Here is a 17,939-nt window from a genome sequence, read left to right as displayed (position 1 = left end):
ACGAATACACTAAAATAATCCAATCAGTAGTTTCACTCATCCTTATTTGTTTTTCATTGTAATTATTCGCATAATACGCCACAGCATAAAATGGTAATTTGCTTACCTAAACCCCTAAAAGCTCTCGCCAAGCATTTTGTTCAAGAAAATAAGCTGTGCACTTAAATTTTTGACTGCCCACGATTAGTAATAAACATTGAAATACGTTGATTCCTTTGGCCGCAAATCCGCGTCGCCCCGTTTCCAAACGGGGCGCTTCTGAATGATTGATTTTTTTATTGCTGCTGCCCAAACCGGCGTCCTTCCTCTTCTTGCAGAGGGTGTTCGTCTACTCTGTGCTCTACCCGTGGTATCGGAATGATTTGGGGCTGTTGTTCGTCGTTATCTATCTCCTCATTGGCAGCCTGAAGGGGTGCTTTGTCTTTTCGACCCCCTAACTGTATTAAAGCCTGCGCGGGACTGCTGCGTCCTTTTTCAAGGGCGAGCAGGGTTTCGTCAATGGCTTCTTCACGCTGGCGTAAAGAGGCTTCCATGGCGCTAAGTCTTGCCCCCTGCTGGGTGAGCTCTTCTTTAAGGCGGTTTAAGTTTAATGCCGTGGGATGGGTGGAGGGGCAAAGGCTGGCATCGGGGGCTAAGTCAATGGCGCGTAACTGCACCTGGAGCGTATCAGCGCCGTTCTTTTTAATCGCTGTCAGCACGCCTTGCTCTAAAAGACCAGTGAAGGCCATTAAGCTTAAGCAGGCCACTGAGAGAATCGCTGTCGGAGGAAAGAGAAAGGCTGTGGCGAGAAGGGCTGTGGTTAACAACGTGGAGCCTAGTTTAACCAGGAAGGTTAAGCCTGCCTGCCGACTCTGATGTGCTTCCCGAATCGTTTGGGCGCGAGTCTGCCAGTTATCCAGTGATAAGGAGGATTTGGCAGGCGTTGATTTCACCCAGAGCCAGTTAACCAGTGCTTTCAAAGCCCTTACCCCGCTGCTGGCAGCCAGCAGGCCGGCAATCAGCGGATTGATTTGGCCAGGGGCTAAGTAGAGCAGGCTTAATCCTGCGAGCAGCAGGCTTGAAGAAAGGGTTGTCATCAACAGGGAGGTGAGCTTGCTCAAGGTACTTTTGCTGTCTGATAGCAGCGTTTTTCGTACCCGGTAAGCCCATTGCGCACTGGCCATCCCCATCCCCAGCAGGGGCAGGTTTTTAACCAGTGCTGCGGTATTGCGAAAGAAGGCTGAACTTTTTGCCGCGGCCGTTTTAAGTAGCGCAGGGAGCGTGTTTAAAAATCCCTGCTGGTAGCTGATGGCGCCAACACCGGCAAGACCTGCGACTGCCAGTGCACTGGTAAGGTTACTTTGCGGGGCTTTGGTGTGGCGGATAAGTGTCAGTAGTGGTTTTAAGAAAGCCTGCCCTTCACGATGAAGCGTCAATAACAGGTCATGCAAGTTATCGCAGCGCTGTAATAAATGGGCTTTCGCACTCGCACTTAGATTTAAGCTCAAAAAGATAGCGTTTAAAAAGGCATCGTCCGGCTCAAGGGGTATGCCTTCATAAAGGGCGATGGCGCTAGCTGCAAGCGCCTTTGCTTCAGCCTTTAAGCGAAAAGTACTTACCTCAAGCGCCTCACCCTGCACATGGTGCAGAATGATTTCTTGAAGGCGAGCCTGTTGGAAGGGGGTTAATTGTTTCATCGGTTAAATCCTCGTTGGTTAAAAAAATGATTAAAACTGGTAGGAAAAGCCGAGTTCGGCCTGCTCATTAATCGGCGTTGGTTTAAACAGGATGAACTCCTGGTTAAAAACGGCTGATGGGGCGAACCCGGCCGCTTGGGGTTGATTTCAGGCTTTTCACCAGTTTTCCTGTTGAAAAATCAAGGAGAAAAGCGGTTGTTACCGAGCTTTCAGTGGAGCTCCAGTAGCTGCCCGCCTCAAAGGAAGCGAGTCCCGACTGATAAAGGGCTTGATGCATGAGCTTCAGTTCATGGGCTGAGGGCAGATACCAGCTCCCATAGCAAGGGGTGCCATCATCCGCACAGGGAGTTAACCCATCCGAGGCCACCTTAAACGTCATGGCAGCCAAAGCGGCAAACTGCCCTTTCTGATTATCAATGGTTTGCGCGGCGACAATTAAGCGGGTGTTGGTTTCTCCGGCATCAATACCATCTGCCCGCGCATTGGTGGTTTTATTCCCCGCGACACCATTACGCCAGGCAAGCCCTTCGTCAGAGGCATCCTTTAAGGCGGCAATTAAACCATGCTGGCCTGATTCATCGACTTGAAAAACAAGGCCGCCATGGTAGTGCTCGCCGACCTGATGTCTTGGAAAATGCACGGTAATGCGGTTGCCTTCAAGGCTTACGCCCTCGCCCGCCTCTAAACGGGTCGGTGGTGGAATCTGGGCAACCTGCGCTTTAAGGGTGGCGAGATTGCTCTCAAGCGCCGTGATTTTATTTTCACTGCTGCTCGCGCGGATAAAGAGCGAATCCAGGCGCCTGTAAATGTCACTGTCGTTGGCAAGGACTCCCGCTGAGTTAATCAGCAGCAGGCATCCGATGATGTGGTTCAGTTTCATTCTCTCTCCTTAAAAGGCGTGTACGGCACGAAGGCGTGCTGCGATTGATTTTTCAGCCACCAGGGGCTGGCCACTGGAAAAATCCACAAGCCAGGCGTCGGTGGTAGCATTTTCCGTAGAGGACCAGTAAGGGGCCTGCGTCAATTCCCCAATGCCTGCTGACTGGAAGGCACTATAGAGCGTCAGGAGTTCATGCAGGGAAGGCAGGTGCCAGTGGCCATAACAGGGGGCCTGGCTGAGCGCCTCGCAGGGGGTTATCCCATCGGCAAGAACCTGATACCGAGCAGCGGTCAAGGCAGCAAACTGCCCTTCCTGGTTATCGATGGTCTGGGCGGCGATAATCAGGCTGGTATTGGTTTCCCCGCTGTAAAGGCTTACCCCTTTGGCATTGGTGATACGTTCACCACTTTCGCCGTTGCGCCATTCAAAGGACTGCTCCCCTAAATCGGTTCGCGAAACCACCAGACCATGCTGGCCAGACTCATCGACATAAAACACGACACCGCCCTGATAAAGCTCACCGAGCGAAAAACGCCTTGGCATCAGGCTTGCTATGTCTGCCTTGCGAGCCGTATCGGCTGCCTGCTGCGCCTGTTTCAGAAGGCGAACCTCATTGGCAAGTTGATTGTTTGCTGCGGCAAGGCTTGTTAGGCGTGAAGAAAAATCAGCGCGTAAGCCCTCAATGGCTTTCTGTACATACTCGGTGGATGCCTGGTTACTGTGGGCTGTCGCCAATCCCAGCATCAGCGCCATGATTAGTGCCGTCATGGGTGTTTTATTCATCCTTAATTCCTTACATTGGTGTTAATTAAAAAATCGGGGTTTTCAGATTGTTCATTTAAAAAGGTCGAGTAGCCCATGCAGGAGAAACGTTTCCCTGCCGTGGACTTAAAAAAAGGCAAGCCTCCTTACGGAAGTCTTGCCAGGAGCAGTCAGGACAATGATTGAACGTTAACGGTATCAACACATCGCTGTAAGAACTGTCGTTCCATGCGCTGTAAATCACGTTGCGCCTGAAGCAGCCGATTTTTCATGAGCGATAAAGACTGAATGTCCTTGTCCACTAACTCCAATCGTTTGTTCAGTTTGATTTTGCATTCGTCAAGGGTCGGCAGTTTTTTCGGAGGGAAATAAGTCAACAGTTGTTTTAACAGGGCAAAGGGGTCTCCCTTGGATGGTTGTCGGCAGGCCAGCTCATATCGTCCATAGGCTTCCACCATCGCAAGCTCCCCGATAATATGGGAAGGATTGATTGAAAAATAGCGGTTGATGTGACTTACCCTGTTATCAATCTTTATTTTGTCAACATAAAGCCAATCCTCTTCCCCTTTCTCCTTGACTAAAAAAACCAAATCCACGGTGACTTTTGCATCGGCAAAGAGATTATCAGGCAAACGATAGGCCGCAAGTAAAGAGCCTCCTTCCTGATGAATAATCCCTCGGGCATGGTCTTGCCGGTTATCCAGAAAATAGCGTGGCAAGACCATGGCAAGAATTCCTCCCGGTGCCAGTAGCCGCATGCATTTGGCTACGAAAAAGTGGTGGATTCGCAACCTTGAGATATCAGGATGGCTGGCATCTGCCACAACCGCTTGTCCATAAGGGGGGTTGCCAAGGATTAAATCAAAGGCAATCGGGGGCTGACAGGTTTCAAATCCGCCCTGATGCAGGGATACATCGGGGTAGAGCTGTTGAAACAACTGACAGCTGACTTCATCCATTTCGACTGCATAAAGCGCCCCTCTTCTCCACTCATCCGGCATGTGCTCAAAAAAAAGGCCATGACCCACGCTCGGCTCAAGGATGGTCTGGAAGGGCCTGCTAAGGCGTAGCAATCCATCAAAGACACACTCAATCAAAGCAGAAGGGGTGTAGTAAGCATTGCTGATGGTTTTTTTAATGCTGGCAATTTCACTCTCTGAGCAATGCTGCTTTAGCACCCGATAGACATTCGAGGTGTAAACCGCATTACGAAGACCTCCCCAGCCGGTATATCGCTTTAAGACATCTGGGTTGGGGCTTGCTGATTTAAGTTCTGCGAGTACTTCTAAGTTGTGGGCAACGCGTTGAACATTGAACACATTATCTGACATTTTCTGCTCCTGAAAGAGCGAGCAACAGTCCCATGCGGGACTGCTGTCCCGCACGGGTTATAAACAAATTATTGACTCATCAGTGTCTTTAAGCCATAGCCACAAAGACAGATGAAACAGTCATCGATAAGGGCCTGATTAGAACTGTTCTCATAGATTCTAATTAAGATTTCTGACTGTTTGGCTGTTGAAGCATCGTCACTGAGGATGGCCTCAATTATCTTTTCAATAAGAGTCACTCTTCTCTCTCCTTGGATAACAGAGACACCTCGTACAGAGAACACGCCCTTCAATGCACATGCTTTGAACAGCCTGGGGATTTACTATAAACCGCTCCACTAACTGCTGACGCAGGGTTTCTATGCATTCGGCGATAAATCCACTGCAGTAGCCTTCAAAAGGCTGCCAAAAGACGATTGCATCATCAGCCTCTATTTCTCCATTCGTTAACCGACTGATAAGGACTGGGTAGGTCATATCATCGGGGAAGCAGCTCAAGAAATTAGAGACTGCTGTCAGTTCAAATAGATTCATTTTAAGTAGTTTCCTTACGTTAATAAGGCGTTGTTCCCGAAGGAGAAACGCCCTTCGGGATTAATAAAACAGATTAAAAGGGAACGTCATCACATTCCAGAAGCGAGTGCATTTGCGTTAAATACTCCTCTGCTGTTGGTTTGTCAGTCTGTTCTGGTAGTTCTTTTAGTCTGGCGCTATCAAGCAACTGAATGGATTGCACCACAATATTGAATGATTGCCGCTTCACACCCTCAGCATCAGTCCAGCTATTTGAACGCAGTTTGCCTTCAATATAAATCTGGCTGCCTTTTTGCAGGCGCTCCACAGCAAAATTCGCTAATTTCCCAAAAAACACCAGGCTATGCCATTCGGTCACCGTCTCCCACTCATCATTCCTGCGATAGGATTCATTCGTGGCCAGTGACACGGAGGCAACAGGATGATTTTCCCTTGTTTGAGTCGTTTTAGGTGAATGCCCGACATGGCCTATCAATTGGACTTTGTTTAATACTGCCATTTTTGTTCTCCTTTAAGTGGTATTAATAAAACGCACAATCGGAGAACTCCCGCACAAGGCAGTAGCTATCCGATTGTGCGGATTAAAATGGGTAAAACAGCAACCGGTTTAATTCGGTTACTTAGGCCAACTGCATGGAACGGTTCGTTGCAGTATTCCTTGCGATGATTCCATTCAATGTTCGAGTGCCAATTTGAAGTTGTGCCAGCTCTTCTTCCGATAACGCATGCTGATTGGCATACAGTTCGGCAATAGAGCGCAATAAATCAAAAAAGGCTAAATCAGTTCGAGTGCATTGACTGGTATATTCGGCAAAAGACGGATGTTGCATGGGTTTTCTCCTTAAATAAGGGGAAATTACCCTTGCCCCATGGAGGAAGTGTGATTTCCCCTATGGGTTATAAACCTTAAAACAGGCTTAGTGATTGAAGTGAATTAATTTTAAGGTATCTGTCTGAATACGCACGACCCTTTCTCCTGTAAAAAACCGGAGAAATAATCAGCAAACGCTGAGTTTTTCCCCAGCGTAAGCTTATGTTATTCACCTTTTTTTAAACATGGTTGAATAACCCAGATTGTTAAAGAATGCATTCTCAAAATGGGTTTGCCTGACAGGTATCAGACAATGAATTCAAACGGGTTCAAAACAAGATTAATTGCTTTAATGAAATGAAAATAAAGGGATAAGCCTCTATTTTTAAATGGTTCAATAGTTGTCTATTGAATTAAGGTATAGCAGATTCCCGACTAAACGCTCAGCTACGATGACTGGGGAATTAGGGTAGCAATTTAACGAGACCAGCGTTTGTTGGTTTCTTCCGAGTTTCACGGATTCATCAGTCGTTTTATTTGAAGATTATTATACTAAGAATTGCGGCAATAAACCATAAAATTCAAGCAAAAACAGCCAGATCACCCTATGTAAATTTTAGTTATGGACAGGCGGGAGTGGCCTAATTCTCTCGATATAATCTGTCTGGCACGCATGTCCCAGTCCCGTTCTTTGGGTGACAATTCTTTAAACGGTTTTCCTCCGGCAATTGGTGGCAAAAGCCCTTTTTTGTTGTCATCAAACCAGCAGGTCAGTTCGTGATAACGACGCTGTGCATAGGCATGACGAAGGCCATGTAAATTCGAGAGACCTAACTGTTCTGTAATCGTTTTATAGTGGCCAACCTGTTCTTTATAGGACTTCTCTGGTGGTATCAACGATTGTCCAGGACGAACCAGCTGGCTGACTCGATGAAGCCATTGGCGCTGCTCATCAGTTCTTATTTTAATAATCCGGCCTATCCCACCCTTGGTCCAGCTGGGTTTGATATTAAGATGGTTTCTTTCATAAGCCTCACTTAAGGTAAATTTAAGGGATTCTTCACGTCTAAATCCAAATAATGCCTGCCCTTCAAGCGATAAGCGTATGTGAGCGTCTTTGCACTGTGAAAAATCAATATCAGTAATGGCTTTATTGACTGAGGGGATGTGAGTGCGACTTTCAATTTGATAAGCCCTGTTTTCTGATTTAATCAGTTCTGGAGTGCCGAGTTGTATTGCCATTTTACGCAGTTTGGCCATGTAATTTTTAATGGTGGCTGGATTTTTCCCCTGGCTTTTCCAATGCGCTATTAAGGCATGGACATGCCGCTCTTTAATTCCTTTGATATGCCCTACTTTAAAGCCGATACTATGTAGGTCCTTAATGCAACGAACCAGCATGACACGCGTATCGGCGCGAGTATTGAAGGAGGAGATCTTCATCTGTTTCACCAGATTATGAATGGAATACGTAGCACTTCTTAATTTTGTTTTACTCATGGATTGTGCTCCAAAGAGGACTGGTTTTATTAATATTTGTTTCCTTAATCACTATTTTTTTTGCTTCTTGTCTGCTGTGGTTTATACATAAATTATCAAAACGTGATTTAGCGTATAAATATCGATAGTTCACCTGAGTCGGTAGTTTTAAGGTACTTAATGCAAATTTATACGCAAGGCGTAAATGATGTTCACCAAACTGTTGATGCAGGCTCTTTTTGTAATCTGTCAGGGTGACTAATCTGCTAATGATTGTTTGTTGCTCTTCGCTGATAATGGGGATTAGGCGATCTTTACGATTGGTACTGATTTCTCTGGTAATCCAGAGTTCGTTTTCATGAATGTGGATGGCTGGTACAAGAAACATGGATTCAAGGAGTGTGAGACCAAATTTGGCTTGTAACGCGAATAACAGATAAGCAATGGGCTCGTTGATTGCGCTTAAAACAGTGTCGCTATGAATTTCTGGTCTTTTATTGTTTCGTAATTTTACAAGACGCAAGGATTGATTATCTATACCCTCTATCGTGTGGTTAATTTTATTTAAAAAATAGCGCAGACAAACCAGATAATTCATAATGGTTGCCGCTTTTAATCCTTTATCGTGCCAGTAATTTACTAACTTTTTAATATGCTCTGTTGTGAGTGCATACCAGGTTATGGGCGCTGTCCGCGCTACAAATAAATCGTTAATGATTCGATTCATCGCAAAAAGGCGAACCTGCCTTGTGTTTAATGATCCCTGATTGTCCTGTTTCAGATATTGAACCATGGTTTTGGTTAGTTTTTGTTTTCTGCTCATTGGCTTAAGTTCCTGATAATGTCACTACGTTTACCCAGGATTGTGTTTAGTGTTATTCGAGCAGCTCATATACATGATGCTTGGCAAGGGCCACAAGGCTCGATTCGGGGGTAAACCCGTAGTTACTTCTTTAATCGATACCGCAGTTTGTTCTAAAGTCTTATTCTCCTTATTGGGTTTCTGGTTTAAAGGTCAATGTTTCGATTACGCCATTTGTTTAATCAACCGCTCTGTTAAATCAGTCAAAGCGTCTTCAGTCACTAAGCTATTGATCAGTTTTTTAAAGGTCGGTCGCATTTCAGTTGCTTGTTCTACGGATTTTTGTACTTGCATTAATCGTTCAAAATTCTCCTGAGTTAATAAATAGTCTTTTTTGTCTTTAAGCTCATCAATAACAGATAGCGTTTCCTGGTGGCTGATATCACGGACGGAATTGTTCACAAGTTCTCCAGTTTAAGGTGTTAAAATAAAAAAAATGCAGTCATTAAAGGCAGCATTTCACAGGTAAAACCATCAAAAAACCAAGGTATTGATTTACAACACCAAAGTCTCACTGGTTCAAAGGTCAACGCTTAACAGTCAAAGTTTTATTCGAAAAATCAATAGATAAAAAAGTCATCATCGATAGTTCAATGGGTTCAACGACTTGCAAGGCAAGGTGTTGATTATGAAAGGTCAACAGGAGTCCTGTTGTTAGTGACTAACCGTAAAAAATCTGCGGTTAATTTTTTGGTCCTGAGTAAACAGGTTAGTTATGGTTCCCGACTAAACGTTCAGCTGCGGTGATTTGGGAATTAGGGCAGCAATTCACAAGACCAGGTGTTCCTGGTTTCATCCGGATTGCACGGAATCATCAGTTGTGTGGAAATGAGTGTAGCAAAGGCATGCATGCCTCACAATGAAAAGGAGTGATTTTTGATGGTTTTTTTGCATTTATTTGAGTGCACTTTATGTACATTTTAGTAATCGTTTTTAAATTGTGACAGACTTTACAAGGATATCCCTTGTAAAGTCTGTTGTTTGATGCAGCCATTCGCTGCGTCACTGGCAGTAAAAAGCCAGTGACGCAGCGAATGGCCCGGGAAAAGCGCCTCGTTCCCGAGGCTAAAACGTTGCAGCAAATGAAAGCGATGCTGCAAGAGTAGTCTGTTATTTCTTCCGGAATAACAGACTAATTACCCCAGGCTTTGCCTCCCCTTAAAGGGGATATTGGTCTTGTTGCGGATAATTTTCTGGCCTGACCTGGCCACAAAATCATCCTGCAAGACACTTAAAAGGTTTGAGCAAGAAAATACCGATAAATGCGAGAATGGTGAGTTATAAGTGCGAGCAACAACAATTAATCCTTTTTAAAGTTCGGATTCTCCGAAATTCACATGCCCATTAATCCCCCCTTTCTCTACTATTCTTGTTTGGGGTGGATCAGAGACGTTATCTAGCTCAAACAAAGTAGCTTGCAAGAATGATAAGCAGAAATGCGAGTCATCTGAACAATAAAGGGCTGAGGTAGAAATTATGATAAAAGTGAGGATAAGAAATTGAGTATAAAATTCTAGAGGAGTATATATATTCTTCCAGGATGTTCCTAACTGCCTGTTGTTCAACGCAGTTTTTTGCTTCCACGAAGCTGCCATGAGAATTTAAAAACTTTGGAATCCCAATATTTTTGAGCGTTACTATCTAGTAAAAAGCTCCATCATGAATAATATTCATAAGTTACTCGTCTTACTGTTTTGATTCTCCATTTACCCCCCTTTTGTTGTTCCAAAATAATATCCGATTACAAGAGTTGCTAATGATGGCAGTGTAACCTTACATGCTTCGAAGACAGCATTGTTGGGAGAGATAAACTCTAAAATACACGCCACCATGAATATAACACCCAATCCTAAGAGGATCTCCTTTGCAAAGGAAAGGATGTGAATTGGAGTAACTTCACCAGACCTAATAAAAGGCTCTTCTGATAACTCACCACTATCTTGTATATCTATATTATCATCGGCTTCTGCTAATATTTCTTCTTTATTCTTCATTAGTAAGTCCAGGTATAATAATTTCTCGTCTCTGTCCATGCCCTTCGATAATAAGTTTATCGCCCTTCTGAATCGCGCCAGTTAGAGCATCACTCAATCCGATAGCTCTACGTATTACATCTGAACGACTCGGTGCTCCAAACTTCTTCTGTAACCTATCAGTCTGGTTAAGAGTCTCGTCTTTCATGCGAATCAATACATTAGTCATTTTATTCCCCTCGTATATAAGAGTCATATATTAATGTATATCTTAATTATATACAATATTTAGTAATTTGCTGGGATTTTTTGATTTAAGACAATTGGGTTAAATTATAGCCGTTTGCTGCGGAAATCATAATTGACGTTTAACAAAAGGTGTCATCTTATGTCGGATAAGTAGCGATCATTACTGATCGCCACTTATCCGACAAAGAATCCAATGATTTTTCAGTACAATAAAAGTTGATGTTTGATACAAAGGTGATAGTTGCAAAACAACGAGGGGTTCAATTTGGACGACCTAAAAAAATGAAGCGGAAGAACAAAAACTGTTAGCCAGGCGTCTACTTGAGGAAGATAAATCAGTTAGTGAAATTGCTAAAACGTTTAACGTCCATAAGGCCACAATTTATCGCTTACAGAATTCAATAGAGTTGGCTTAAGTGACTTGGCTGTTCTATTGCTCCCCAAGGGCGACGATCATTTAATAATGATTGTTCACGATCGATAAGAATATGCAGTAAAATAAGGTACGGTGTTCATGGGAGCGTGATATGGATGTTCTAACAATTAACTTTGGGGTCATATTGAAAATTAAGGTAAAAGAAGACCTCATTACCCTGAGGGCGTTAGATAAGGATAAATTTGATTGTGTTGTTTTAGGCATTACCGCTCCAAAACATATCGACGTTAATCGAAAAGAAATTTATGAGAAGAAAAAGCGAGCAGAGAAATGAAGCAGCTCGGAACCACGGCAGCCGAGGTGCTGTTCACGATGCAGTGATTAAAAATCCATTAATTTAGCACCATTGATGAGCCTGCGCGCCATGCAACGAGGTTATTTCACCCAGAGGCATGGCACAAAAGTCATCAGTCCACTGCCATCAAACGGCAGAGCGAATAGGCTGTTGCGGTCTGTTACCCTGAAAGACACTCAGCCTCGAGATAAAGTGGCATTTCTGTGGGGGGTTCTACGTTAGGAGGCTCGTGACAAAACTTAGGCTTTCCGCGATACTCAAAAGCGGTCATAGGGCAACGCGGATATTCAGAACAAACCCACCAAACAGCCTGATTGCGTTGCTTTTTTAACATGGTCCCTTCACAGTGTGGACAACTAAAGTTGCTGAATACTTCTGTCATTTGATTAGACTCCTTATTAAAATGGTAATGTCTCTTAAGAAAACCTCAGCGAGAATGAGAGCAGCAGAGCCTGCTGGGCGGGGATGTTTTCTAACCGACCTGTTTCAGTCAGCTCATTAACCCTTACCGTTGTCTTTTTGCCGGCAATCTGCTGATAGGCCAGTGAGGCGCTCACCTGTTGGGTGAAGCGATATCCCAATCCGGCCTGCCCTTCGAGTGAAACGGCATTGAGGTTATTCACCGAATCATGGTCTGTGTTCATCTGCCGATAGGCCACACCTCCTTTGACCATGGCAAAAAAGGGGGTATCGCCTAAGGGGGCTTTGAGACTGACCAGCGCATCCAGCAAAGGACGGAGCTGCCCCTCAATGAGCACACCACCCAGCGCCTCAATACTTTCTTTAGGGATGGCAAGACGCAGGGTGGCACCACTTTGAATGCCTGCTTCAATTCCCACGGCCAGGGGGCTGTCTGAGACGGCAAGCCCAATCGAGAGGCGGCCGGTTGGGGACTGGCTTTCTTTGGCCGCGCCAGCAGACCAGGAGGCCATGCCAAAACCTGCCTCCGCATACAATGGATGGGCTGCTGAAAACGTGGTACCTGCCAGGCAGCTGGCCAGTAAACAAAGCAATGTTCGTTTCATTCGGTTTAATTCCTTAGATCAATGGGTTGTTCATTACCAGGCTGTATGGGCTTTTTCCCCTGTGCCGCCAATTGTTCGAGTATGCCTGCAAGCAGGTCGGACTGGTCATCGAGAAAATCATCAATCGCCCTGGTGCCCTGGGCAATGTCATCCAGTACCTGCTCCCAGAGTGCCGTGGTAGCCGGATTGGTAATGCTGGCCGGTAATTTCTCGATAAGAGAGCGCCCTTTTTGTGTCGAGATAAGTTGCCTGCCCTGACGTTTGATGTATTCTCTGTTAATTAACGTTTCTAAAATATTGGCTCGTGTGGCTTCGGTGCCGATGCCTGCTGTTTCTTTCAAAATCTTTTTAAGCTGTGGGTTTTCCACATGGCTGGCAATCGATTTCATGGCGCTTATCAGCGTTCCTTCTGTGAAACGGGGAGCCGGTTTGGTTTTTCTACTGTCTTTTTGCGTCGTTGTTACTGTTACAGCATGCCCTTCGCTTAATTGGGGAATGGGGCCATGGTCTTGATTGGGAGGCTCGTCTGATGCGTCATTATTCTCACTCTCGCTAATCGCTTTTTTCCAGCCGGAAACTAAGGGGGTCCTGCTTGAACCTTTAAAGAGATGCCCTTCAGCCGCAATCACCGCCTCACGATGTAAAAACTCATAATCACCAAGAAACTGTGCCAGATAACAGGCTCGTATGAGTTCGTAGAGTTGGCGTTCCTGCATGGTCATGGCCTGCAGTGCTACCTGCGCATTGGCTGTTGGAATAATGCCGTGGTGGGCTGTCATTTTTTTATCATTCCATACTCTTGACCGATGTTGCGGGGAGCACAGGGCGATTAAGGAGTCGATGTCCTTATCGACCTTCACAAGCGCTTTTAACACCGTTGCTGCCTCTGCAAACTGGCTGACAGGAAGATAGCCGCAATCGGTTCTGGGGTAGGTGGTTGCTTTGTGCTTTTCATATAAAGACTGAGCGGCATCAAGGGTTTCTCTGGCACTGAAACCCCATTTCACTGAGGCCTGTTTTTGCAGGGCGGATAACGACAGACATAAAGGAGGCGCTTCTTTTTTTTGTACTTCCCTGTACTCTTTAACAACCCCCGTCTGGCCTTTGATGCACTGAGCGACACTATCAATCAATGATTGATTAATGCATCGCCCTTCGGGATCGGTCACCGCCTCAGGCATCTCCCAGGTCGTCCAGAATAAGTCATTCGTCATTGAGAGCCACTGCACTTTCAGCACAAAATAATCGCAGGGCTTAAAGTCCTCAATACTCAAATCCCTCTCTACAACCAGCTTAAGGGTTGGCGTTTGTACCCTTCCCACAGACAACACACCCTGACCAGGAGCACCGAACAGGCAGCTTGCTGCCATGGTTAAATTCATGCCAATCAACCAATCGGCACGCGCCCTGCCAAGTCCTGCCTGATAGAGCGATTCGGTAGAGCTGCCAGGACGAATGGCGCTCAGGGCTTTTTGAATGGACGACTCGTCGAGAGCCGACAGCCATAACCGCTCAACAGGCCCTCTATAATGAAAGTAATCCAATACCTCACGGCCAATGACATCGCCTTCGCGGTCAGCATCCGTAGCAATCACCACCGAGGTTGCTTTTTTTAACAGCTGCTCAATGGCTTTGAGTTGTTTTTTTGTTTTTTCCTGCGGCTTTAAAACCCACTGTTTAGGCACAACCGGTAAAACCGCCATCCGCCAGGGTTTTAAGTGTTCGCAATAGTAGTCGGGCGGCATGAGTTCCAGTAAATGGCCAATGCACCAGGTGACAGCGATACCTGATCCTTCAAAACAGGATTGGGTTCTGGTCTTAGCCCCAAGAACTGCCGCAATGTCTTTCGCCTGAGAAGGCTTTTCGCAAATAAACAATTTCATGCGCTACCCCGTTCCTCTGACGGTTGATTGCTCGCAGGCTTGCTATCCGCCTGTAGTCGCCTGTTTAAAAAAGACAGCAGCGGCTGCCGTCGTTTTTCTTCAAGCCTTGGTGCGACATTGGAGGTCAGTGCCTTAACAAGGAGGGCGTAATCCATCGCGCCATGCTGTGTGGCAGGGTGTGGACAAGACTCATCCTGATTAATCATCTCCTCGAATGTCATCGAGGGCAGCTCTTTCACAGCGCTTAATAAAAGGGCGCTTAAAAGACGATTCACCGCTTTAAAATAGCGCCTTAAATTGTTGAAGTAATCATCATCATTGTTAAAGCATCCCGCTGTTCTTAAGGTTTTAAGAAGCGAGATGAGGCGATCGTAGACTTCAAAAAGCTCCACCAGGCTTGCGGCCAGTGCGCTGTCAAAGCGTACTTCCGGAAAGTGCACGGGCTGGCAGGTGATTGTTTTCCCGGCCAAATGTTTTTTCTTCTCCAGTATTCCTTCAAACTTATCAATGTCATCATAAAATTTTTGGATGATGGCATGAATGGATTCATTCATTTGATGAAGGCTTAGGACGGCATAAACACGCTGCTCCTGGCAGCACTTGGTTAACCGTGCAACCTTGCCCATGAGTTTTTCATAAAAATTCACGCCGTTTTTTAGCTCACGGGTAAAGAGACGATTCACCTCATGATTACGTAACGTCAGTTTGATTGTAGTGGTCATTATGGGTTTCCTTGTTTAATGTCAGTAGAATAGTCCGTACGGATGGGTTGGCTTAAGCGACAAGGCACTACCTCCTGTTGCAGCCCTGCTTTGGTGATAAAATAACGGGTTGACTCACCAAAGGATTCGGTTAATGCAGACTCTAAAACCGCTGTCTCAACGCCGGAGCGACTTTGGTATTTAGCAAACACTTCAGGCAGTAAAAAAACGATATGGTCGTCTTGCGCCTGTGTTTGTCGCAGAACCAGTTCCTGAGCGTCCAATGAAAATTGTTTGTTACCGGAATGCATGCGGTGTTCAAGCCACTTAATGAAATCAGGCACTATCTCTGGAGATGCCTGCGTGTGTTTAGGCTCTTCCTGACGTGGTTCTGACGGCGCTTGAACCGGTTTGTCAACCTCTGGCAGCGGATGACAAAGCGTAAGGTCTGGACTTTCAGCAGGCGTTAAGGGCTGTTCGAGTTTGTTGATGTCGCATAAAACCTCTTTAATATCATCAGGTGCAAGGCCATCATTGAGAGGTAGAGGAATTCGAACCTTATACAATTCCCCGCCATTCACCAGAACAAACGCCTGGCCTTTAGGCAACGAGGTAATGTCGCTGACCTCCAGCATGCCAATGGCGTTTTTTTGCACGCGGTCTTCATTGGTCGTATTGAAAAAAACGCCTTCTTCACCATGTGGGGTATCACTCACCATAGAGACCTGGGTATGCGAGACCACATCGACAGTGGGCAGCAGCTTAATGAGCAGATTCGCCGTCTCATCATTTTTTGGGCGCAGAATAATCAGTGTATTTAAGTTTCCTTCCGTAACCTCGGCCATGGCTTTAGAGCCTAAAGCCACTTCTAAATCCTGCTTGGTCTGGGCGTAAGCGGTGACCTGGAAACCAGCCCCACCCGCCTTATTTAATATTTTTACAAAGGAATCCTGGATGATTTCCGACAGCTCGTCACAATGAAGATTCAAGCGGTAACTGGCATGGCTTTCTTTGTAGATTTTCCCCGCAGTAGAGACTAAATCAGACAAAAAAGCCTTACCCACCGCCTGGGCGATATTGGGGTTGGTTAAGCTGTCAAGCCCGATATAGATGACTTTTTTGTGCTTAATAGAGGCCATCAACTCAATTTCAGACCTCGCCTGATGAAACGAAAAAATACCCGAGGCATTGCTTTTATTAATTTCGGATAAGACCGGTCCAACACTGGCAGTAATTTTGTCGTAATAGGTTTTATCCATGCGTGCTGCATCGTATAAATCAATAATCACCTGATCGTGCAACGACTCCACATTGCCCTGGGCAATGGTGTGGGAGATGTATTGTTTAAAGTATTGTGCAACCGCTTTTGCCCTGTCCATTGGCGGATAAGGATTGCCGTATTTATCGACGCGCGCATCATTATCGGCAATGATTGATGCAACCTCATTCAAATACCCAGGCTCACGACACGGCATAATGGTGTCAGCATAGGCCATGAGTAATTGATCAAGACGACTGATATAAAAAGCGATGGTTTTGTAGGTAATGGGCTGGCGCATTTCCTCAAGACAAATCGCTACAATATTGATGTATTTCCAGGCGAAGGCGGCAAACTGTTTGCCCTCCCCTTCAGCGGCAATCGCATCCGTGATGCGTGTGGCCACCTCACTCACCTGGTCAAAATTCTTTAAGGGGTTGTAGCAGGCAGACAGTTCTGGAAATCCTAAATGAACAATACGAAAATCGTCCAGGCGATGAGCGGCTTTGCAGGCGGAATACATATCCCTGACCAGTTCCAGATCCCCTTTCGGATCAACCACAATCACCGCATCTCCATTTCGGATATCCTGATTGATTAAAATGCTGGCCAGGCGTGTTTTTCCGACTCGGGTCGTGCCTACGACAAAGGTATGTCCCACACGAATGGATTGTGGGATATAAACAGGCTTATCGCAGTCACCAAGCCCATGCAGATAGGGTTTACCGCCAACGTCAGGCAGGGGACGAAAGGGGTTTAACCAGGAAGGACTTCCAAGCCATGAAGCCAGTCGTGTGGCTTCATGGTTTTGACAAAAAGCACTGACGGCGCGGTGCATTGCGTTTCGTTGTAAAAAACGCTCATTTTCAACCTGTTTGATTTGATGAAGGCGCTGGGTATGACGGGGAAGCCAGCGAAAGCCGCGCCCTACAAAAAGCCAGCGTTTTGACAGGGGAACCTGAGTGGTCGACATGGCATAATAAGGCATTGCCATCAACCGTTTTTGATAGCGAATGACGCGATAAGCCTGCAGTGCACGATAACCACCCAGCCCGCCTAAGCCTGCCGCCGCATAAAGTCCCATGGTTTGGGTTAATAACAGCACATGAGGCAGGCAGTACGCTAAAAGAGCGAGTGCTCCAATGGTCAGCGCAGAGTAAATCTCCGTGGGCTCTCTTAATAAATTTTCAACAGGGTATCGGTTAGCCATGGTCTTACCTTAATAAATTTAACACTTCGAAAATGACAAAGGCGCCAATTAAATAAAGCCGCACATTCAGCGCACATCGCAGCTGCCCCTCATCAGGGGAACAGGCGTGTTTTTGACGCAGCAGGTTGATTAAAAATGGCCATGCACCATAGAGAGCTGCATAAAAAAGGACATGAATCAGGAGTAAAGGCCACTTGAAGTGCTGAACGAGCTGGCGAAACTGATTCAGGGAGTCCGTATTTCTTAATAAAAATGGCGTGATGCAGGCAATGAAAATCACTGGCAAAATCAATTGGATTACTACTATAATCGAAGGTCTAAGGAACTTTTTTAACATGGAGATGACTCCTGATGAGTACTGCATTGAACATCGCAAAAGGCGTGCTGAAACTGGCCTGGGGTTTGTTTAAGATAGCTTTGCTGGTCGCTGATGCGGCGATAACCATATCCGGCCTCGACAAAAAAACGCCACGGTATAATGAATTGGATGCCCGTGAGCTTTTCCATAAAGGAGAGATAAGTCTTAAAGATTATCGGGAGGCTACGAGAAGATATGATTAGTTGAAGTAACCCG

Annotated in this window: 21 protein-coding genes; 3 read left to right on the top strand and 18 right to left on the bottom strand. The window is 45.8% G+C overall.

What is annotated here, in order from left to right:
* Positions 1 to 275: 275 nt before the first annotated feature.
* The 13 genes from Lfee_RS12840 to Lfee_RS12785 all read right to left on the bottom strand — a co-directional run bounded on the left by Lfee_RS12840 (position 276) and on the right by Lfee_RS12785 (position 10,537).
* A complete protein-coding gene (locus Lfee_RS12840) occupies positions 276 to 1,676 on the bottom strand; it encodes a hypothetical protein (RefSeq protein WP_058447407.1) in 1,401 nt (466 codons plus the stop codon).
* A gap of 103 nt (positions 1,677 to 1,779) precedes the next feature.
* Positions 1,780 to 2,556 carry an Lcl C-terminal domain-containing protein gene (locus Lfee_RS12835; protein WP_058447406.1) on the bottom strand — a complete coding sequence of 259 codons (777 nt, stop codon included), beginning with the start codon at positions 2,554 to 2,556 and terminating at the stop codon, positions 1,780 to 1,782.
* Between the two features lie 9 nt (positions 2,557 to 2,565).
* The gene (locus Lfee_RS12830; protein ID WP_058447405.1) at positions 2,566 to 3,339 is read right to left on the bottom strand and encodes an Lcl C-terminal domain-containing protein; all 774 of its coding nucleotides are present in this window, start codon (positions 3,337 to 3,339) and stop codon (positions 2,566 to 2,568) included.
* A 149-nt stretch (positions 3,340 to 3,488) separates the two neighbouring features.
* Entirely contained in the window at positions 3,489 to 4,649 is a 1,161-nt protein-coding gene (locus Lfee_RS12825) for an Eco57I restriction-modification methylase domain-containing protein (protein ID WP_058447404.1), read from the bottom strand.
* Positions 4,650 to 4,717: 68 nt separating this feature from the next.
* Positions 4,718 to 4,888 carry a hypothetical protein gene (locus Lfee_RS17075; RefSeq protein ID WP_156413394.1) on the bottom strand — a complete coding sequence of 57 codons (171 nt, stop codon included), beginning with the start codon at positions 4,886 to 4,888 and terminating at the stop codon, positions 4,718 to 4,720.
* Positions 4,875 to 5,183 (bottom strand): hypothetical protein, encoded by a 309-nt coding sequence (locus Lfee_RS12820; RefSeq protein ID WP_058447403.1) that lies wholly within the window; start codon positions 5,181 to 5,183, stop codon positions 4,875 to 4,877. The genes Lfee_RS17075 and Lfee_RS12820 overlap by 14 nt, the downstream gene beginning before the upstream one ends.
* Positions 5,184 to 5,256: 73 nt before the next feature.
* On the bottom strand, positions 5,257 to 5,682 hold the full coding sequence (locus Lfee_RS12815) for a single-stranded DNA-binding protein (protein ID WP_064088336.1): 426 nt from the start codon (positions 5,680 to 5,682) through the stop codon (positions 5,257 to 5,259).
* A gap of 121 nt (positions 5,683 to 5,803) precedes the next feature.
* Positions 5,804 to 6,013 carry a hypothetical protein gene (locus Lfee_RS12810; protein WP_058447402.1) on the bottom strand — a complete coding sequence of 70 codons (210 nt, stop codon included), beginning with the start codon at positions 6,011 to 6,013 and terminating at the stop codon, positions 5,804 to 5,806.
* A 581-nt stretch (positions 6,014 to 6,594) separates the two neighbouring features.
* Complete coding sequence (locus tag Lfee_RS12805) at positions 6,595 to 7,494, bottom strand: phage integrase N-terminal domain-containing protein (RefSeq protein WP_058447401.1); 900 nt, start codon at positions 7,492 to 7,494, stop codon at positions 6,595 to 6,597.
* Entirely contained in the window at positions 7,487 to 8,296 is an 810-nt protein-coding gene (locus tag Lfee_RS12800; RefSeq protein ID WP_058447400.1) for a hypothetical protein, read from the bottom strand. The genes Lfee_RS12805 and Lfee_RS12800 overlap by 8 nt, the downstream gene beginning before the upstream one ends.
* A gap of 204 nt (positions 8,297 to 8,500) precedes the next feature.
* The gene (locus Lfee_RS12795; RefSeq protein WP_058447399.1) at positions 8,501 to 8,737 is read right to left on the bottom strand and encodes a hypothetical protein; all 237 of its coding nucleotides are present in this window, start codon (positions 8,735 to 8,737) and stop codon (positions 8,501 to 8,503) included.
* A 1,304-nt stretch (positions 8,738 to 10,041) separates the two neighbouring features.
* Positions 10,042 to 10,329 (bottom strand): hypothetical protein, encoded by a 288-nt coding sequence (locus tag Lfee_RS12790; RefSeq protein ID WP_058447398.1) that lies wholly within the window; start codon positions 10,327 to 10,329, stop codon positions 10,042 to 10,044.
* On the bottom strand, positions 10,319 to 10,537 hold the full coding sequence (locus Lfee_RS12785; protein ID WP_058447397.1) for a ribbon-helix-helix domain-containing protein: 219 nt from the start codon (positions 10,535 to 10,537) through the stop codon (positions 10,319 to 10,321). The genes Lfee_RS12790 and Lfee_RS12785 overlap by 11 nt, the downstream gene beginning before the upstream one ends.
* 322 nt (positions 10,538 to 10,859) lie before the next feature.
* Between Lfee_RS12785 and Lfee_RS16810 the strand changes: the two genes are divergently transcribed.
* Together Lfee_RS16810 and Lfee_RS12780 are read left to right on the top strand one after the other, a co-directional pair.
* Positions 10,860 to 10,973: a helix-turn-helix domain-containing protein gene (locus tag Lfee_RS16810; RefSeq protein ID WP_238584949.1), complete on the top strand. Its 114-nt coding sequence runs from the start codon at positions 10,860 to 10,862 to the stop codon at positions 10,971 to 10,973.
* Between the two features lie 111 nt (positions 10,974 to 11,084).
* Positions 11,085 to 11,267, top strand: a complete 183-nt coding sequence (locus Lfee_RS12780; RefSeq protein WP_058447396.1) for a carbon storage regulator — start codon at positions 11,085 to 11,087, stop codon at positions 11,265 to 11,267.
* 437 nt (positions 11,268 to 11,704) lie between these two features.
* Here Lfee_RS12780 and Lfee_RS12770 read toward each other — a convergent pair whose 3' ends face one another.
* From Lfee_RS12770 to Lfee_RS12750, 5 genes are read right to left on the bottom strand one after another with little or no spacing between them, the layout of a single operon-like run.
* Entirely contained in the window at positions 11,705 to 12,313 is a 609-nt protein-coding gene (locus Lfee_RS12770) for an outer membrane beta-barrel protein (protein WP_058447394.1), read from the bottom strand.
* Between the two features lie 5 nt (positions 12,314 to 12,318).
* Complete coding sequence (locus Lfee_RS12765) at positions 12,319 to 14,196, bottom strand: DNA topoisomerase III (RefSeq protein ID WP_058447393.1); 1,878 nt, start codon at positions 14,194 to 14,196, stop codon at positions 12,319 to 12,321.
* Positions 14,193 to 14,918 (bottom strand): AcaB family transcriptional regulator, encoded by a 726-nt coding sequence (locus Lfee_RS12760; RefSeq protein WP_058447392.1) that lies wholly within the window; start codon positions 14,916 to 14,918, stop codon positions 14,193 to 14,195. The genes Lfee_RS12765 and Lfee_RS12760 overlap by 4 nt, the downstream gene beginning before the upstream one ends.
* Positions 14,918 to 17,365, bottom strand: a complete 2,448-nt coding sequence (gene traD, locus Lfee_RS12755; RefSeq protein WP_058447391.1) for a type IV conjugative transfer system coupling protein TraD — start codon at positions 17,363 to 17,365, stop codon at positions 14,918 to 14,920. The genes Lfee_RS12760 and traD overlap by 1 nt, the downstream gene beginning before the upstream one ends.
* A 4-nt stretch (positions 17,366 to 17,369) precedes the next feature.
* Positions 17,370 to 17,702 carry a hypothetical protein gene (locus Lfee_RS12750; RefSeq protein ID WP_058447390.1) on the bottom strand — a complete coding sequence of 111 codons (333 nt, stop codon included), beginning with the start codon at positions 17,700 to 17,702 and terminating at the stop codon, positions 17,370 to 17,372.
* 14 nt (positions 17,703 to 17,716) lie between these two features.
* Between Lfee_RS12750 and Lfee_RS12745 the strand changes: the two genes are divergently transcribed.
* Positions 17,717 to 17,926 (top strand): hypothetical protein, encoded by a 210-nt coding sequence (locus Lfee_RS12745; RefSeq protein WP_058447389.1) that lies wholly within the window; start codon positions 17,717 to 17,719, stop codon positions 17,924 to 17,926.
* Positions 17,927 to 17,939: the final 13 nt, after the last annotated feature.

The organism is Legionella feeleii (assembly GCF_001467625.1).
Lineage (GTDB): Bacteria > Pseudomonadota > Gammaproteobacteria > Legionellales > Legionellaceae > Tatlockia > Tatlockia feeleii.
Note: the sequence above shows the minus strand (reverse complement) of the source record. Positions and strands in the feature narration are given on the sequence as shown.

What these genes read in the sequence shown, in the direction of transcription:
- Lfee_RS12840 (WP_058447407.1), bottom strand. Translation starts at nt 1,676, where the DNA reads ATGAAACAATTAACCCCCTTCCAACAGGCTCGCCTTCAAGAAATCATT.
- Lfee_RS12835 (WP_058447406.1), bottom strand. Translation starts at nt 2,556, where the DNA reads ATGAAACTGAACCACATCATCGGATGCCTGCTGCTGATTAACTCAGCG.
- Lfee_RS12830 (WP_058447405.1), bottom strand. Translation starts at nt 3,339, where the DNA reads ATGAATAAAACACCCATGACGGCACTAATCATGGCGCTGATGCTGGGA.
- Lfee_RS12825 (WP_058447404.1), bottom strand. Translation starts at nt 4,649, where the DNA reads ATGTCAGATAATGTGTTCAATGTTCAACGCGTTGCCCACAACTTAGAA.
- Lfee_RS12820 (WP_058447403.1), bottom strand. Translation starts at nt 5,183, where the DNA reads ATGAATCTATTTGAACTGACAGCAGTCTCTAATTTCTTGAGCTGCTTC.
- Lfee_RS12815 (WP_064088336.1), bottom strand. Translation starts at nt 5,682, where the DNA reads ATGGCAGTATTAAACAAAGTCCAATTGATAGGCCATGTCGGGCATTCA.
- Lfee_RS12810 (WP_058447402.1), bottom strand. Translation starts at nt 6,013, where the DNA reads ATGCAACATCCGTCTTTTGCCGAATATACCAGTCAATGCACTCGAACT.
- Lfee_RS12805 (WP_058447401.1), bottom strand. Translation starts at nt 7,494, where the DNA reads ATGAGTAAAACAAAATTAAGAAGTGCTACGTATTCCATTCATAATCTG.
- Lfee_RS12800 (WP_058447400.1), bottom strand. Translation starts at nt 8,296, where the DNA reads ATGAGCAGAAAACAAAAACTAACCAAAACCATGGTTCAATATCTGAAA.
- Lfee_RS12790 (WP_058447398.1), bottom strand. Translation starts at nt 10,329, where the DNA reads ATGAAGAATAAAGAAGAAATATTAGCAGAAGCCGATGATAATATAGAT.
- Lfee_RS12785 (WP_058447397.1), bottom strand. Translation starts at nt 10,537, where the DNA reads ATGACTAATGTATTGATTCGCATGAAAGACGAGACTCTTAACCAGACT.
- Lfee_RS12780 (WP_058447396.1), top strand. Translation starts at nt 11,085, where the DNA reads ATGGATGTTCTAACAATTAACTTTGGGGTCATATTGAAAATTAAGGTA.
- Lfee_RS12770 (WP_058447394.1), bottom strand. Translation starts at nt 12,313, where the DNA reads ATGAAACGAACATTGCTTTGTTTACTGGCCAGCTGCCTGGCAGGTACC.
- Lfee_RS12765 (WP_058447393.1), bottom strand. Translation starts at nt 14,196, where the DNA reads ATGAAATTGTTTATTTGCGAAAAGCCTTCTCAGGCGAAAGACATTGCG.
- Lfee_RS12760 (WP_058447392.1), bottom strand. Translation starts at nt 14,918, where the DNA reads ATGACCACTACAATCAAACTGACGTTACGTAATCATGAGGTGAATCGT.
- traD (WP_058447391.1), bottom strand. Translation starts at nt 17,365, where the DNA reads ATGGCTAACCGATACCCTGTTGAAAATTTATTAAGAGAGCCCACGGAG.
- Lfee_RS12750 (WP_058447390.1), bottom strand. Translation starts at nt 17,702, where the DNA reads ATGTTAAAAAAGTTCCTTAGACCTTCGATTATAGTAGTAATCCAATTG.
- Lfee_RS12745 (WP_058447389.1), top strand. Translation starts at nt 17,717, where the DNA reads ATGAGTACTGCATTGAACATCGCAAAAGGCGTGCTGAAACTGGCCTGG.